Genomic DNA, 15,738 nt, shown 5'->3' on the forward strand with positions numbered 1-15,738 from the left:
TTCCTATCCAGGAGGCCGATCAAAGCGGAGATTGTACCCACAACGCAGACCGGACGGCAAAACCGGAGCTTGTCGTCAGGGTGGAGACAGCCTGAGATGGCCCTGGTCGGGTGGCGCGGGGCGATGCGGCTCGACCGCCCCGATCGTCGGGACGAGTTGCGGTCAGGATCAGGCGGTATCAGTTGCCGCAGGCCGGATCGACCTGCAGTTCCATGCCCCGAAGACATCGCTGCAGAATACCGAAGTCATCGAGGTCGGCATCACCGTCACGGTCGAGGTCCGCCGGTTCGCATCCCGGGGCCGCATCGACGTTCGCTGAGGTGAGGCAGGCGGTGAAGAAGGCGAGGTCGTCGGCGTTGACGTAACCATCGAGATCGAAGTCCGCCGGTGTGCCGACAACAACCTCGATCGCGGCGTCAGCGGATGCGTTCCCACATAGATCGATGGCTCGCACCGTGTAGACATAGGTGGAACCGGAGTGACAGCCGTGTCCGTGAAGTTCGGCTCGCTTTGGCCGGAGATGAGGACAGCGTCGCGCCGGACCTCGTACCCGACAACGCCCGAATCATCCACGGCCGGTGCCCATGCCAGCGAGACGGTGTTGCGGTCCAGTTCCGCAGGTAGCCATAGCGCGGGTACCGCGTCCAGGTGCTGGACACGTCCAGAGCCGTCGACGCGGAAGCACCGCCCGCCCGGGCCACCAGGGTGTACCCGCGATAGTCCAGGGGTGGGGCGGTCCAGGTGAGTATTTCGGTCTTCGGGCCGGGGGGCACCGTGATGTTTCGGCCAAGCGCGTGCAGAAGGGTAGTGGATTTCCAGATCTCCACCGAAAGCCAGCCGCTCCAAGGGGAGCCGGTGGCGTTGTTCAGCTCGGCGGTGATGGTGACGGAGTCACCCGGTCCATAGCGTGACCGGTCCACGACCACTCGGTGGACGAGTCCATCGGCCAAGGCCGAGGAACTGGCTGCAAGCAGACTCGCGACAAGACGCAGCCACCGCACAGAGCGATTCCCTCCTGCCGGCATGCGGTTTCCGGCGACACCATCAGGGCGGACATGGACTATTGTACCAGCCATTTCCCGCCGCGACGGCCGCCTCGCGGCTCTTTTCGCTTCATGGGAGAGACTGACGAGATTCTATCGGACCCACGGCTTATCGGCGTGGCCTGGCGGGGCTCGTGTCTCAGAAGCGGCCATGCTCGGTCCGCTCGATGATCTCATTCTGGAGCTCGGGGGAGAGGTCGCAGAAGTAGTCGCTGTAGCCCGCCACGCGTACGATCAGGTCGCGATGGGATTCGGGCGCGGCCTGGGCCCTGCGAAGGGTGTCGGCGGTCACGACGTTGAACTGGACGTGGTGGCCGTCCATCTTGAAGTAGGACCGCACGAGGTGGCCGAGCTTGTCGAGGGTGTCATCGTCGGCCAGCAGTGAGGGCGAGAACTTCATGTTGAGCAAGGCCCCGCCGGCCTTGATGTGGTCCATCTTGGCCGCGGACTTGAGCACGGCGGTGGGTCCGTTGCGATCTGCGCCCTGGACGGGCGAAATGCCCTCGGACAGAGGCAGTCCGGCCTTTCGGCCGTCGGGCATTGCCCCGGTCACCGAGCCGAAGTACACGTGGCAGGTGGTTGGGAGCATCTCCACGCGGTAGTGGCCGCCTTTGCTGTTGGGCCGGCCATCGAGATCCTCGACCAGCATGTCGAATACCGCGACCGCCAGATGGTCGGCCGCGTCGTCGTCGTTGCCGTATCGATGGGTCTTGTTGACCAGTCGCTGGCGCAGGATCTCGTGTCTCTCGAAGTTAGCGTCGAGGGCCGCGAGTAGTTCGGCGGGGGTGATGGCCTGGTCCTGGAACACGAGCTGGCGGATGGCGGACAGGCAGTCGGTGAGGCTGCCGATGCCGACGAACTGGATGTAGGTGTTGTTGTACCGGGCTCCGCCGGCGTTATAGTCCAGCCCCTTGCGGATGCAGTCGTCGGTGATCACCGACAGGAACGGTGCCGGCATCAGCGTGGCGTACATCTGCTCGATGACCTGGTTGCCGCGGATCTTGAGGTCGATGAAGTGCCGCACTTGCCGCCGGAACGCAGTAAAGAGCTCCCCGAAACTCCTGTAGGTGGTCAGGGTGCCGGTCTTGAGCCCGAGCTGCCGGCCGGTGCCCGGATCGACGCCGTCGTGCAGGGTCAGCTCGAGGATTTTGACCAGGTTGAAATAACCGGTGAGGATGTAAGCCTCCTTGCCGAACGCTCCGGTTTCGACGCATCCGCTGCATCCTCCGGCCCGGGCATCTGCGAGCGTCTTGCCTTGACGGAGCTGCTCCTCGACCACGGCGTCGGCGTTGAAGATCGAGGGAAATCCGTACCCATTCCGGAGCACGCGCAGCGTGTGCTTGAGAACCGCGTCGGGGGTCTTGCGCGAGAGCTGGACATTCGAGCTCGGCTGGAGCAGGTGCATCTCCTCGACAATATCGAGCAGGAGGTGGGTCAGTTCATTCGAGCCGTCGGACCCGTCGGGAAGCAGGCCGGCGAGGTTGATGTTGGCGAAATCGGTATAGGTACCGCTTTCCTCGGCGGTGACGCCAACTTTGGGTGGCGCGGGGTGGTTGTTGAATTTGACGAAGAACGCCTCAAGCAGTTCGCGGGCGGAATCACGGGTGAGCTCGCCCATTTCCAGCCCGCGGCGATAGAACGGCAGCAGATGCTGGTCCAGGTGGCCGGGGCTGAACGAGTCCCAGCCGTTGAGCTCGGTGATGACCGCGAGATGGCAGAACCAGTAGTACTGCAGGGCCTCGTGGAAATCGCGCGGGGCGTGGGCGGGCACGTGGGTGCAGACGTCGGCGATCTTCTCCAGTTCCGCACGCCGGCGAGGGTTCGATTCCGCTGCGGCCCGGTGACGGGCGAGTTCCGCGTGCCGCCGGGCGAGGAGGATCATGGCGTCGCAGGCGATGTCCATGGCCAGGAGTTGTTCGCGCTTCGCGTACGCCAGCGGATCAGTGAGCGGATCCAAACCGGCCAGGGTGTCAGCGATGTCCTGCTTGAAGTCGAGCATGCCTTTGCGGTAGATCTTGTCGTCGAGCACGGTGTGACCTGGTGCGCGCTGTTCCATGAATTCGGTGAACAGGCCCGCCCGGTAAGCATCGAGCCACTCGGGGGTCATGACCTTGAAGATCCGGTCGCGGATGCTGCGGTCCCGCCAGTAGGGGATGATCTTGTCGGCGTAGGCCTTCATGCACTCCTCGGAAACCGCGTAGCTCGTCTTCGGTCGGGAGTTGAGGATGCGCAGATCTTCCAGGCTGTGACAGGTGAGCTCGGGATAGGTCGGTACCGACTTGGGGGCCGGACCGCGCTCGCCGACGATCAGCTCCTCGTCCCCCAGGCAGATCGTCTTGTGCTCGCAGAGGTCGTGGAAAGACCGCCCGCGCATGACTGGCACCGAGAACTTGCCCTCGTTGGCCAAGTAGAAGTCGGTCAGGAGGCTGGCCCGTTCGTGGGAGAGGTGGGGCTTGGCATCGAGGCTCGCTTTTCGGAGTCTGGCGGTACGTTCGGTCATGGTTTTACCTTCCGATCATCACTTCGAGGCCGGCGGCTTGAAACACGCGGGCAGCCCGGTCCAGCTGTTCCGGATCCGGGGCGCGGGTTCCGTTCATCCGGTAGGGCCGGCCGAGCCTGCGGCTCTTGTGCATGCCCAGCTCGTGGTAGGGTAGCAGGCACAGTCGGCGGACGCCCGGGACGCCGGCCGCGAATCGGGCGATGCTCGCCAGTTCGGTCGCGTCGTCGTTCACCCCGGGTATGAGCGGCACGCGAATCCAGATCGTGCGGTGCCGACGGCTGAGGACAAGCAGGTTCTCGAGGATCGTCGCGTTCGACACCCCGGTGTATCGGACATGGCGGGCATCGTCCATCAGCTTGAGGTCATACAGTACCAGGTCGGCCAGTTCCGCGACGGCGAGAAGCGGCTCTTGCGGGGCATAGCCGCTCGTGTCGATGGCGGTATGGATGCCTTCGTCGCGGCAGGCACGGAGCACGCTTCGGGCGAAGTCGTGCTGCATGGCCGGTTCACCGCCGGACAGGCTGACACCGCCGCCCGATTCCTCGTAGAAAACGAGGTCTTTGCGGATTTCCGTGAGTACCTGCCGGGTGGTCATGGTTCGGCCGGCCATCTGGCGGGCGTCGGTTGGGCAAGCCTCGACACACGCCCCGCACCGGGTGCACGGCCCGGCCAGATCGGTCGGACAGGCCTCGCGGCAGTGTCCGCACCGCATGCAGCGGTTCTCGACGACGATGATTTCCTGCTCGTGCGACCGGCTCTCCGGGTTGTGGCACCACCAGCAGTCCAGCGGACACCCTTTGAGGAAGACCGTGGTGCGGATGCCGGGTCCATCCTGGAGCGAGTACCGCTGAATGTTGAGCACGACTCCGCTTGTCAAGACGAGTACTCCAGCCGCTGGCACGCTCACCGATGTGGGGCCCCACGCGTTCCATTGTAGAATCGTTGGCGATCCAAGGCAACCAGGCCTTCGGCTTCCGCAGGGCCTCGGTCTGCCGCATGGACCCGGCCTGTTCGGGACGGTATGATGCGTTTGTTCCAGGTCGACCGGTTCACAGGTCACGTTCAACGGAGGAGTAAGTCATGCTTAGAACTATGCAGATCCTCATGTTGTTTCTGGTGTTCGGTTCCATCGCCGCAGCGGAGGACAGGGTCGAGCTGAGCTACAGGGCGGAGCCCAGTTTCCAGCTGACTGTCAGCGTCGAGGGAACGGCCGAGGGACACGTGTTAGGTCTTCCCAACACGGGGAAGCTGGTCCTGGTCAGCAGGGAGAAGCGCAAGCTGCTGGCCCAGATGAGCGAGGTGCCGGCGGGTGAAACCGCAAGCCTGAAGATGACCGGCGAGTCATCGAGCGAAAGTACGGTCAACGGCAACACGCGCGATCCCATGACCGAGGCCGTCGGGCCGGTCGTCTTCACATTCGATCGGCGGGGCCAGGTGGTTCGTACCGAGGTTGACCCGTTCGAGGCCTCGCCACAGAACTTGATGCGGTTCCGCTGGTGGCGCTACATTGTGCAGCAGCTCGATCTTCCGCCGGTTCTGCCGGAAGAGCCCGTCGCTCCCGGAGCGACCTGGACGGCCGCCGCGAACCTCACCGGTCCCGACGGCAAACCCCTCAAGGCCAAGCAGGAGTTTCGCTTCCTGGGAACCAGCGACGAGTCGGAGGTCCGGACCGCCTGGCTGCGTGGCGAGATCATGGTCCCTCTGGAACTCAGCTTCAAGTCGGACGAGGGTGTGTACCAAGTTGAAGGCAAGGTTCGCATCGACAAGCTGTATGCCTTTGACATCGACAAGGGCTTGCCCCTCGGCAGCACCGACCGGGCGGTCATTGACATGTCGATCACCGCCAAGCGAGCGGAAGGAGAGGAGTTTCGCTCGCAACTGTACATGCGCGCCGATGGCAAGACGACCATGAAACCGAAGACCGACGAGCTCGGGACGGCCGACGTCAAGAAGCCGGAGTCCGAACAAACGAAGGACAAGTAGCTCCTTGCCGGCTCCGGCGACCCCGGGTGATGAGAGAGCATCCCCTCAATCCGTTGCCTCTTTGTATCGGCGCTTGTACTCGTCCCGCTCTCTCTTGAGCTCGTCCTTCTCGCGCTCCAACTTCTCGACCTTGGCCTCGAGATAGCGGTTTCGCTCGTAGGCTTCCCCGAGTCGTTGACGGGCCTCGTCATGGCTTTGCGTCGGCGGAACGCGGCTCGAATCCACCCGGTGCGGATGGTTGCCGATGCTGATCGACTCGGGGGCCTTGACGCTCACGCAGCCCCCGAGCCAAAGGCCTGTCGCCAGGAGAGCCGCTAAACCCACAGTAACCGGTTTGACTTTCAACATGATTGATCCTCCGCCAGATTGTACCCCGGGCCCGGGTTTCACGTAAGCAGACAGATGCGGTTGCCTGAGGTCAGCGTCGCAAGGCGGTTTGAGCTGGCGGCCATCACCCGGTGATTCTTGATTCGGTGGTGCCACGCCCCGGCGATGGCGCGTTCGGCAGCGGGGAGGCGGTTCGTGCCCGTTGACTCAGGGATGGTCGGAACCGATAGCTGACGGATAACCGCGGTTCTTCTTGCAGCGAGGTTGGAGTCGCTATACATATGCCCACTGGCTTTAAGGAGAAACACATGGCTGACAAGCATGTCATCTACGGTATTCACGTGACCGACCGGGCCCACAACGCGAGCGGGGTTCAGAAGATCCTCAGCGAGTACGGATGCAATATCAGGACACGGCTCGGGCTGCACGAGGCATCGAACAACGTGTGCTCGCCGAATGGTCTGATTCTGCTGGAGATGGTCGGCGACGAAGCGCTCTGCGGCCAGATGGCCGCCAAGGTCGCGGCTCTTGCGGGTATCGAAGTACAGAGCATGGTCTTTGATCATCCGTGACCTGGGGCAGCAGGCAGGGTCCAGGGGAGCTGCCGTGCTGACGGGGGGGTGTCGCCGGATAGCGGAAGGCCGCCAGGATACTGAGACTCAGTCTCATATTGCGGCTTGGCCTCCCGGTTCTCGGCCGCATGGAGGGCGATGGCGGTCTGCCTTTGGGCGTTCTCGGGCGGCTTGCGGACACCCGGGAAAACGGGCACAATGTGGGTTCGCGACAGACTGTCGGGTAGGTGAGCGTGCGCCCTGCCAAGCCGGCGTGCCGTGAGTGTCGCTCGCTTTGCCTGGCTGGCCGGGCGGGCCCACAGCCAACCTTGGAAGCGACGGTAGTAATCGCCGGGCAGAATCCGTGACGACCAAAGTACCGCCTTCAAGCGGTCGCCGAGACCGCCGGGCGGGATTTCGCTAAAAGGAGACGATGGATGGCCAAACGAATCATGACACTGGACGGCAACGAAGCTGCCGCCTCCGTAGCTTACCGCACGAGCGAGGTGATCGCGATCTACCCGATCACGCCGTCTTCGCCGATGGGCGAGTTCTCCGACGAATGGGCGTCGAAGCAAATGCGCAACATCTGGGGGACCATTCCTCAGGTGACGGAGATGCAGTCCGAAGGCGGAGCGGCGGGTGCCGTCCACGGCGCGTTGCAGGCGGGGGCGCTGGCCACCACATTCACCGCGTCGCAGGGCCTCCTGCTGATGATCCCGAACATGTACAAGATCGCCGGCGAACTGACCGCGTTCTGCATGCACGTGACCGCCCGCACCCTGGCCACGCATGCCCTGTCGATTTTCGGCGATCACTCCGATGTCATGGCCTGCCGGCAGATCGGTTTCGCCATGCTCTGCTCGGGTTCGGTGCAGGAAGCCCATGACCTGGCCTGTGTCGCTCACGCCGCCACGCTCAAGAGCCGCATCCCGTTCCTGCACTTCTTCGACGGTTTCCGCACGTCGCATGAAGTGTCCAAGATCGAGATGATCTCCGACGAAGACCTTTTATTCATGATGGACCAGGCCGCGATCAAGGCTCACCGCGAGCGGGCCTTGACCCCCGACAAGCCGAAGATACGCGGCACTGCCCAGAACCCCGACACCTTCTTCCAGACCCGCGAAGCGTGCAACAAGTTCTTCGACGCCTGCCCGGACATTGTCCAGCAGGCCATGGATCAGTTCGGCGGGCGCCTCGGACGCAAGTACAACCTCTTCGACTACGTGGGCGCTCCCGACGCCGAACGGGTCATCGTCATGATGGGCTCCGGTGCCGAGACCGCTCACGAGACCGTAGACTACCTCGTCGGCAAGGGCGAGAAGATCGGCCTGATCAAAGTCCGGCTTTTCCGCCCGTTCTCGATCCCGCACCTGGTCAAGGTCCTGCCGAAGTCGGTCAAGAAGATCGCCGTCCTGGACCGCACCAAGGAACCGGGCGGAGTCGGCGAACCGCTCTACCAGGACGTCGTCACCGCTCTTCGCGAAACCAAGGACTCCGGCAAGCTGGCCATGGCCGAGCCGACCATCATCGGTGGTCGCTACGGCCTGTCGAGCAAGGAGTTCACGCCGGCCATGGTCAAGGCGGTCTACGATGAGTTGGCCAAGGCCTCGTCCAAGCGGCACTTCACCGTGGGCATCAACGATGACGTCACCCACCTGTCTCTGGACCTCGATGAGCACTTCGATATCGAAGGCAAGAGCGTGGTCCGGGCGGTCTTTTTCGGCCTGGGGGCGGATGGCACGGTCGGGGCGAACAAGAACTCGATCAAGATCATCGGCGAGGAGACCGACAACTTCGCTCAGGGCTACTTCGTCTACGACTCCAAGAAGTCCGGGGCGATGACCATCTCGCACCTGCGGTTCGGGCCGGGCTACATCCGCCCGCCGTACCTCATCAGCAAGGCCAGCTTTGTTGCCTGCCACCAGTTCGTGTTCCTTGAGAAATACGACGTCCTGTGCTACGCGGCGCCGGGCGCGACCTTCCTGCTCAACGCGCCCTACTCGGCGGAAACCGTCTGGGATCATCTGCCCCTCGAGGTTCAGGAGGAGATCATCGCCAAGAAGCTGAAGTTCTATGTCATCGACGGTTACGAAGTGGCCAAGGCGACGGGGATGGGCAGCCGAGTCAACACCATCATGCAGACCTGCTTCTTCGCGATCTCGGGCGTTCTCCAGAGAGACGAGGCCATCACCAAGATCAAGGAGACGATCAAGAAGACCTATGGCAAAAAGGGCGACGAGGTGGTCAAGCGGAATTACGCCGCGGTCGACGACACCATTGCCCACCTGCACGAGGTCAAGGTGCCGGCCAAAGTCACGGCCACGTTCCGCCGTCCCTCGATCGTCAGCGACAAGGCGCCGAGCTTCGTTCGCGAGGTGATCGCCCCAATGATGGCGTTCAAGGGTGATCTGCTCCCGGTCAGCGCCTTTCCGCCGGACGGCACCTTCGACACGGCGACCACGCAGTGGGAGAAACGCAATATCGCCCTCGAGATACCCATCTGGGATCCGGCGGTCTGCATTCAGTGCAACAAGTGCGCGATCATCTGCCCGCACGCCGCCATCCGTTCGAAAGTCTATGCCCCATCGGAGCTGGCCAAGGCTCCCGAGGCGTTCCGCTCGGCCGACTACAAGGCCAAGGACTTCGCGGGCATGAAGTTCACCATTCAGGTCGCTCCCGAGGATTGCACCGGCTGCAAGCTCTGTATCCAGGCTTGCCCGGCCAAGGACAAGAGCAATCCCAAGCACAAGGCGATCAACATGGAAGCCCAGTTGCCGCTCCGCGAACGCGAGCGGGCCAACTACGACTTCTTCCTTGGCATCCCCGATCCCGACCGCAGTGCGATCGACAAGGTCAACGTCAAGAGCTCGCAGTTCTTCCGCCCACTGTTCGAGTACAGCGGGGCGTGCGCCGGCTGCGGCGAGACGCCCTACGTCAAGCTGCTCAGCCAGCTCTTCGGCGATCGCCTGATGATCGGCAACGCCACCGGCTGCAGTTCCATCTACGGCGGCAACCTGCCCACCACGCCGTACTGCAAGGACGCCAACGGGCGCGGCCCGGCCTGGGCCAACTCCCTGTTTGAGGACAACGCCGAGTTCGGCTTCGGGATGCGTGCGGCCATCGACAAGCACCACGAGCAGGCCCGTGAACTGGTAACCAAGCTGGGTGCCAGGATCGGCGACAACTTGGTCGCCGAGCTGCTCGGCGCCGACCAGACCACCGAGGCCGGGATCAAGGCGCAGCGCGATCGGGTCGCCGCCCTGAAGGCCAAGCTGGCCACCCTTCAGGAGGACGATGCCGCACGTCTGACCATCCTGGCGGATTATCTCGTGCGCAAGTCGGTCTGGATGCTGGGCGGTGATGGCTGGGCGTATGACATCGGGTACGGTGGCCTTGATCACGTCTTCTCGATGCCGCGGGACATCAATATCCTGGTGCTGGACACCGAGGTGTACTCGAACACCGGCGGGCAGGCGTCCAAGGCCACCCCCATCGGGGCCGCCGCCAAGTTCGCCTCGGCCGGCAAGTCGGTCGGCAAGAAGGATCTGGGCCTGATGGCCATGAGCTACGGGCACGTCTACGTGGCCAGCGTGGCGATTGGGGCCAAGGACACCCATACGGTCCAGGCCTTCGTCGAGGCCGAGTCCTACCCCGGTCCATCGATCATCATTGCCTACAGCCACTGCATTGCTCACGGCTACGATCTGGCCTTCGGCCTTGAGCAGCAGAAGCTGGCGGTCAACAGCGGCGTCTGGCCGCTTTACCGCTACGACCCGCGACGGGTTCTCAACGGCGAACCGCCGCTCATCCTCGACTCGACGCCGGGTGAGACCAAGGTCAGCGAGTATATGCGGAACGAAACTCGTTTCCGGATGGTCGAGAAGATGAATCCGGAACGATTCCAGAAGCTCTCGGTCATGGCCGCCGAGGCCTCCGCCAGACGACTGGCCGTCTATGATCATATGGCCAAGCTGACCGTTCCCAAGTCCAACGGCGGCAAGAGCGAGTAGCGTGTAGCGACTGGATGTCGGGAAGCGGAGTCAGCCGGCTCTGCTTCTCGACGCGGGTGAATACCCCGAAACCGAAGAGTCGATGATTGGCTGCTGATAACCGATAACCGACAACCCTCAATGGAGGTCCCGTTCATGGATCTTTCCACGCATTACCTCGGATTCAAGCTTACCCACCCGTTCATGTGTGGTGCGTCGCCGCTGGCGGACAAACTCGACAACGTCCGGAAGATGGAAGACGCCGGTGCGGCGGCGATCGTCATGCGCTCCCTGTTTGAGGAGCAGTTGATTGCCGAGGGGCTGGCGACGGCCAGTGCGATGGATGGCCCGGCCGAGTCCTTCGCCGAGGCGCTCTCGTATCTGCCTCAGCCGGACGAGTTCGTTCTGGGGCCGGATGAGTACCTGGAGCAGATTCGCAAGGTCAAACAGGCGGTGAAGGTGCCGGTGATCGCCTCGTTGAACGGCACGACGCTGGGTGGCTGGCTGGACTACGCCAAGCGGATGCAGCAAGCCGGAGCCGATGCTCTGGAACTCAACGTCTACTACCTGGCAACGGACATGACCGAGCCCGGCGAGGCCGTGGTGAAGCGTACCGTGGACATGGTCCGGTCGGTCAAGAAGACGGTCACCGTTCCGGTGGCCGTGAAGCTATCGCCGTACTACTCCTCCTTCGCCAACGTGGCCAAGCAGCTCGACGCGGCCGGGGTGGATGGCATGGTGCTGTTCAACCGGTTCTACCAGCCGGATATTGACGTCGAGACGCTGGAAGTGCTCTCGGATCTGAACTTGTCCTCGTCGGGCGCGTTGCTGCTTCGCCTGCGGTGGCTGGCGATCCTGTCGGGGCGGATTCAAGCCGATCTGGCAGTGACCGGCGGCGTGCACACCTGCCTCGACGGGGTCAAGGCGGTGATGTGCGGGGCGCACGCAGTCCAGATGGTGTCGGCCCTGTTGCAGCGCGGTCCGCAGCACCTGAAGACCATTCGGCAAGACGTCGCCCAGTGGCTGGAGGAACACGAGTACGATTCGCTGGCCCAGATGCAGGGTAGCATGAGTTTGCTGAAGGTGCCAAATCCGAAGGCCTACGAACGCGCCAACTACATGCACATTCTGCAAAGCTGGCAGCCGGCGTAGGCTTGAGCAGAGACCCTGGACACTGAGAGGATGCTGATCTCATGGCTCGTAGTGCAAAGTCCAATTCCAGCAAGCCGGAGATGAACCAGGCCGCCGGCCCGGCCGAGACCGGACGGACGGTGCGTGATCTGGAGCCGCTGTTCGCCCCGCAGTCCATCGCGGTGATCGGCGCGTCTCGTCGTCTGGGAACCGCCGGGAGCGAGATTCTCAAGAACCTGGTGATCGGTTCCTTCGGTGGGGTGATCTACCCGGTGAACCCCAAGTCGAAGAGCCTCATGGGCATCCGGTGTGTGCCCGCGGCTTCGGCCATCGACGACCAGGTGGATTTAGCGGTGGTCATCGTGCCCTCCAACTCGGTCGAAGCCGTGTTGAGCGAGTGTGCCGACCACGGAACCAAGCACTTCATCGTGATATCCGCGGGCTTCAAGGAAGTGGGCGGCGAGGGCGTGGAGCGGGAGAATCGGCTGAAGGCTCTGGCCAAGGAACGCGGGCTGTCGATCCTGGGCCCCAACTGCCTGGGCTTGATCAACACTGCGCCGGGAGTGAGCATGAACGCGGCCTTCGGTGGTGCCCTGCCCAAGGCCGGGTGCATGGGCCTGATCAGCCAGAGCGGTGCCTTGGCCGCCGCCCTCCTGGACTACGCCAAGGGGCGAGGGATTGGCTTCTCCCGGTTTGTCAGCTTCGGCAACAAGGCCGACATCAACGAGATCGACCTGCTCCAGTCTCTGGCCGGCGACCCGGCGACCAAGGTCATCCTGATGTATGTCGAGGATCTGTCCAGCGGCCAGGCCTTCGTTGACGTGGCCCATTCGATCACCCACGGGCGCAATCCGAAGCCGATCCTGGCGATCAAGACTGGCCGCACCCAGGAAGGCGCCGCCGCCGCGGCGTCCCACACTGGCTCACTGGCCGGCTCGGACGAGGTCTACGACGCGGTGTTCTCCCAGGCCGGCGTGATCCGCGTGGAGAGCGTCGAGGATCTGTTCGACTATGCCGAGGTCTTTGCCGAGCCGACCTTGCCCCGCGGCCGGAAAACGGCGATCATCACCAACGCAGGCGGTCCGGGGATCATGGCCACGGATGCGTGCATTCGGTATGGCCTCAAGCTCTCCAAGTTCCAGGAATACACCATCAAGTCGCTCAAGTTCCAGATGCCGCCCACCGGGAGTCTCAAGAATCCCGTGGATGTCATTGGAGACGCGCGCCATGACCGCTATCGGGCGGCCCTGGATGCGGTCACGGCCGATGAGGAAGTCGACCAGGTCATGGTCCTGGTCACTCCTCAGGCGATGACCAATGCCAAGGAAATCGCCGAGGTCGTGGTCGAGATGGAGAGCTACTGCGAGAAGCCGATTGTGGCTTGCATGATGGGTGAAAGCGACGTCGAGCCGGGTGTTCGGGTGCTCAAGGAGCACGGCGTTCCGACGTATCAGTTTCCTGAGAACGCCATGCGATCGATGGCCGCCAAGGCCCGTTTTGCCGAGTGGATTCGTTCCCCGATCCTCGACTACCGCCGGTTCGAGGTCAACCGGGCCGCGGTGGATGAACTGTTCCGGCAGGAGACGGCCGCTGGACGCAACCAGCTGGTTGAGGTGCGGGCTTTGGAGGCTTTCACCTACTATGGCTTCCCAATCGTACCCTACAAGCTAGCCAAGTCGGCGGACGAGGCCGCGGCCGCCGCGATCGAGATGGGTTTCCCCGTGGTGATGAAGATCTCCGGCCCGAAGATTCTGCACAAGACCGATGTCGGCGGCGTGAAGCTCAATTTGACCGACGAAGCCTCGGTTCGCGCAACCTACGAGGCCATGATTCAGTCCGTTCGGGGCAAGCTGGGCAGCGAGGTCGAGATCTGGGGCGTTCTCGTTCAGAAGATGCTGCAGCCCGGCAAGGAGATCATTCTGGGAGTGACCCGCGACCCGCGATTCGGGCCTCTGCTCATGTTCGGACTCGGCGGCATCTACACCGAGGCCCTGCGAGACGTGGCCTTCCGCCTCGCGCCGATCCGGGAGAACGTGTCTTTGGAGATGATCAAGGATATTCGCTCCTACCGCCTGCTCGAAGGCGTGCGCGGCGAGCCCCCTTCGGATCTGACGGCCATTGCCGACTGTCTCATGCGGCTCTCGCAAATGGTCACGGACAATCCCAGGATCAAGGAACTTGACATCAACCCGCTCATCGTCTACCCCCGTGGCAAGGGATGCATGGTAGCCGATGCCCGGATTATTCTGTCGGAGAGCTAACCGATGAGCCAACCTTGGCGTGAACGATATGCAGACAAGACGGTGGAGGCCGCATTCGCCCTGCGCAAGATCAAGCCCGGAGATCGGGTCTTCATCGGCTCGGCCTGCGGGGAGCCCCAGCACTTGGTCCACTCCTTGTGCGACGCCGGCAGCCATCTGGCCGACACGGAGCTCATCCAGGTCCTGACCTTCGGTGTGGCCCCCTATACCGATCCGCAATATGCCGCCAACTTTCGAGCGAACGCGTTCTTCATCGGGGCCAGTCTGCGCGATTCAGTCAACCAGGCCCGGGCCGACTACACGCCGATCTTCCTGTCGCAGGTGCCCGATCTGTTCAAGTCGCGACGGGTGCCCATCGACGTGGCCTTGGTCACGGTCAGTCCTCCTGACGAGCACGGATTCTGCAGCCTTGGGGTGTCCGTGGATATCACCAAGGCCGCGGTCGAGTCGGCCGAGGTAGTGATCGCCCAGGTCAACACGAACATGCCGCGGGTGTTGGGCAACAGCTTCATCCACGTGCGGCAGATTGACTACCTCGTGGCACACGACGAGCCTTTGCTGGAGTGGCCCGGCCTTGCCGGAGATGATGAGGTCACTCGCAAGATCGCTGCCAACATCGCCCGCTTGATCTCCGATGGCGCCACCCTCCAACTCGGCATCGGCCGAATTCCCGACGCCGTGCTGGCGCTGCTGACCGACCGGAACGATCTGGGTATTCACACCGAGATGTTCTCCGACGGCGTGATGAAACTGGCCAAGGCCGGCAACATCACGGGCAAGTACAAGACCCTCCACGCCGGGAAGATCGTCGGCAGTTTCGCTGCGGGATCGAAGACGCTTTTCGACTTCGTGGACAACAACCCGATGATCGAGATGCACCCCTCCGACTACACCAATGACCCGTTCGTCATCGCCCAGCACGACAATCTGACGGCCATCAACTCGGCCCTGGAAATTGATCTCACCGGCCAGGTCTGCGCTGATTCGCTGGGCAACAGTTTCTACAGCGGCATCGGTGGCCACGCGGATTTCGTGCGCGGGGCGGCCATGGCCCGGAACGGCCAGCCGATCATCGCCATGCCCAGTACCGCCGTCACCGCCGACGGAGTCCGCTCTCGTATCGTGGCGGCGCTTCAGGAAGGAGCCGGCGTGGTCACGACCCGTGGCGACATTCACTACATCGCGACGGAATACGGCGTGGCCTACCTGCATGGCCGCAACCTCCGCGAGCGGGCGATGTCCCTGATTGGTATCGCCCACCCCGACTTCCGGGGCGAGTTGTTGTTTGCCGCCAAGAGACGGAGAATCGTCTACGCCAATCAGATCTTGCCGCCGACGTCGAGACCCTATCCCGCGGAGATGGAAGCGACCACGACACTGAACGATGGTACGGAGATCATGGTTCGGCCGATTCGCCCGGACGACGAACGCCTGATCAAGGAGATGTTCTACTCGTTCAGCGAGAAGACGGTATACCTTCGGTACCACAACACGCTTAAGTCGATGCCCCACAATAAGTTACAGGTGTTCTGCAACGTCGATTACGATACCGAGATGGCTTTGATTGGCGTGACCGGCGTGGCGGGCAGCGAGGAAGTGATCGGTGTTGGACGGTACATGACCGACGCCGCCAAACGCTCGGCAGAGATGGCTTTCGTGGTTCGCGACGACTATCAGCGCAAGGGGTTGGGGTCGTTCTTGTTCAAGCGATTGGTCGAACTCGCCCAGGCCCAGGGCCTCCGCAAGTTCCATGCTGAGGTCCTGGCCGAGAACAGCGGAATGCTGAAAATCTTCCATCGCTCCGGCCTGAAAGTCGAAACGACTACAGAAGAAGGGGTGGTTGGTGTCGATATGCAGATACCGGAGCCGCCGGCGATGCATCAACCCCAGTAGGGCGGTGGCGTGGCCTCGGGTGTTCTTGCATGTCTCGGACGAACGGCGAGGAATTTG

General features: G+C 62.9%; 11 protein-coding genes. 6 read left to right on the top strand and 5 right to left on the bottom strand.

Annotated elements, in window-relative coordinates; all coding sequences use genetic code 11:
- Window positions 1–178: 178 nt before the first annotated feature.
- The 4 genes from KA354_18080 to KA354_18095 all read right to left on the bottom strand — a co-directional run bounded on the left by KA354_18080 (window position 179) and on the right by KA354_18095 (window position 4,420).
- Complete coding sequence (locus KA354_18080) at window positions 179–454, bottom strand: hypothetical protein (protein MBP7936553.1); 276 nt, start codon at window positions 452–454, stop codon at window positions 179–181.
- Window positions 417–1,001 carry a hypothetical protein gene (locus KA354_18085; protein ID MBP7936554.1) on the bottom strand — a complete coding sequence of 195 codons (585 nt, stop codon included), beginning with the start codon at window positions 999–1,001 and terminating at the stop codon, window positions 417–419. The genes KA354_18080 and KA354_18085 overlap by 38 nt, the downstream gene beginning before the upstream one ends.
- Before the next feature lie 181 nt (window positions 1,002–1,182).
- A complete protein-coding gene (locus KA354_18090) occupies window positions 1,183–3,543 on the bottom strand; it encodes a glycyl radical protein (GenBank protein ID MBP7936555.1) in 2,361 nt (786 codons plus the stop codon).
- A gap of 4 nt (window positions 3,544–3,547) precedes the next feature.
- Complete coding sequence (locus KA354_18095; GenBank protein MBP7936556.1) at window positions 3,548–4,420, bottom strand: glycyl-radical enzyme activating protein; 873 nt, start codon at window positions 4,418–4,420, stop codon at window positions 3,548–3,550.
- 203 nt (window positions 4,421–4,623) lie between these two features.
- On the opposite strand from KA354_18095, the gene KA354_18100 reads away from it, so the two are divergent.
- A complete protein-coding gene (locus KA354_18100; GenBank protein MBP7936557.1) occupies window positions 4,624–5,526 on the top strand; it encodes a hypothetical protein in 903 nt (300 codons plus the stop codon).
- 45 nt (window positions 5,527–5,571) lie between these two features.
- On the opposite strand, the gene KA354_18105 is transcribed toward KA354_18100, so the two are convergent.
- Entirely contained in the window at window positions 5,572–5,874 is a 303-nt protein-coding gene (locus KA354_18105; GenBank protein ID MBP7936558.1) for a hypothetical protein, read from the bottom strand.
- Window positions 5,875–6,161: 287 nt separating this feature from the next.
- Here KA354_18105 and KA354_18110 point away from each other — a divergent pair, with 287 nt between their 5' ends.
- From KA354_18110 to KA354_18130, 5 genes are all read left to right on the top strand, one after another.
- Complete coding sequence (locus KA354_18110; GenBank protein ID MBP7936559.1) at window positions 6,162–6,425, top strand: hypothetical protein; 264 nt, start codon at window positions 6,162–6,164, stop codon at window positions 6,423–6,425.
- Window positions 6,426–6,841: 416 nt separating this feature from the next.
- A complete protein-coding gene (gene nifJ / locus KA354_18115) occupies window positions 6,842–10,417 on the top strand; it encodes a pyruvate:ferredoxin (flavodoxin) oxidoreductase (GenBank protein ID MBP7936560.1) in 3,576 nt (1,191 codons plus the stop codon).
- A gap of 135 nt (window positions 10,418–10,552) precedes the next feature.
- The gene (locus KA354_18120) at window positions 10,553–11,548 is read left to right on the top strand and encodes a dihydroorotate dehydrogenase-like protein (protein ID MBP7936561.1); all 996 of its coding nucleotides are present in this window, start codon (window positions 10,553–10,555) and stop codon (window positions 11,546–11,548) included.
- 80 nt (window positions 11,549–11,628) lie between these two features.
- Window positions 11,629–13,788, top strand: a complete 2,160-nt coding sequence (locus KA354_18125; GenBank protein ID MBP7936562.1) for an acetate--CoA ligase family protein — start codon at window positions 11,629–11,631, stop codon at window positions 13,786–13,788.
- A 3-nt stretch (window positions 13,789–13,791) separates the two neighbouring features.
- Window positions 13,792–15,681, top strand: coding sequence for a GNAT family N-acetyltransferase (locus tag KA354_18130; GenBank protein ID MBP7936563.1), 1,890 nt, complete (start codon window positions 13,792–13,794; stop codon window positions 15,679–15,681).
- The last annotated feature ends 57 nt before the right edge of the window (window positions 15,682–15,738 follow it).

This window comes from Phycisphaerae bacterium (assembly GCA_018003015.1).
Taxonomy (GTDB): Bacteria; Planctomycetota; Phycisphaerae; order UBA1845; family PWPN01; genus JAGNEZ01.

Excerpts from the sequence above, each read along its gene's own strand:
- KA354_18090 (MBP7936555.1), bottom strand. The coding sequence starts at position 3,543 with ATGACCGAACGTACCGCCAGACTCCGAAAAGCGAGCCTCGATGCCAAG.
- KA354_18100 (MBP7936557.1), top strand. The coding sequence starts at position 4,624 with ATGCTTAGAACTATGCAGATCCTCATGTTGTTTCTGGTGTTCGGTTCC.
- KA354_18105 (MBP7936558.1), bottom strand. The coding sequence starts at position 5,874 with ATGTTGAAAGTCAAACCGGTTACTGTGGGTTTAGCGGCTCTCCTGGCG.
- KA354_18110 (MBP7936559.1), top strand. The coding sequence starts at position 6,162 with ATGGCTGACAAGCATGTCATCTACGGTATTCACGTGACCGACCGGGCC.
- nifJ (MBP7936560.1), top strand. The coding sequence starts at position 6,842 with ATGGCCAAACGAATCATGACACTGGACGGCAACGAAGCTGCCGCCTCC.
- KA354_18120 (MBP7936561.1), top strand. The coding sequence starts at position 10,553 with ATGGATCTTTCCACGCATTACCTCGGATTCAAGCTTACCCACCCGTTC.
- KA354_18125 (MBP7936562.1), top strand. The coding sequence starts at position 11,629 with ATGAACCAGGCCGCCGGCCCGGCCGAGACCGGACGGACGGTGCGTGAT.
- KA354_18130 (MBP7936563.1), top strand. The coding sequence starts at position 13,792 with ATGAGCCAACCTTGGCGTGAACGATATGCAGACAAGACGGTGGAGGCC.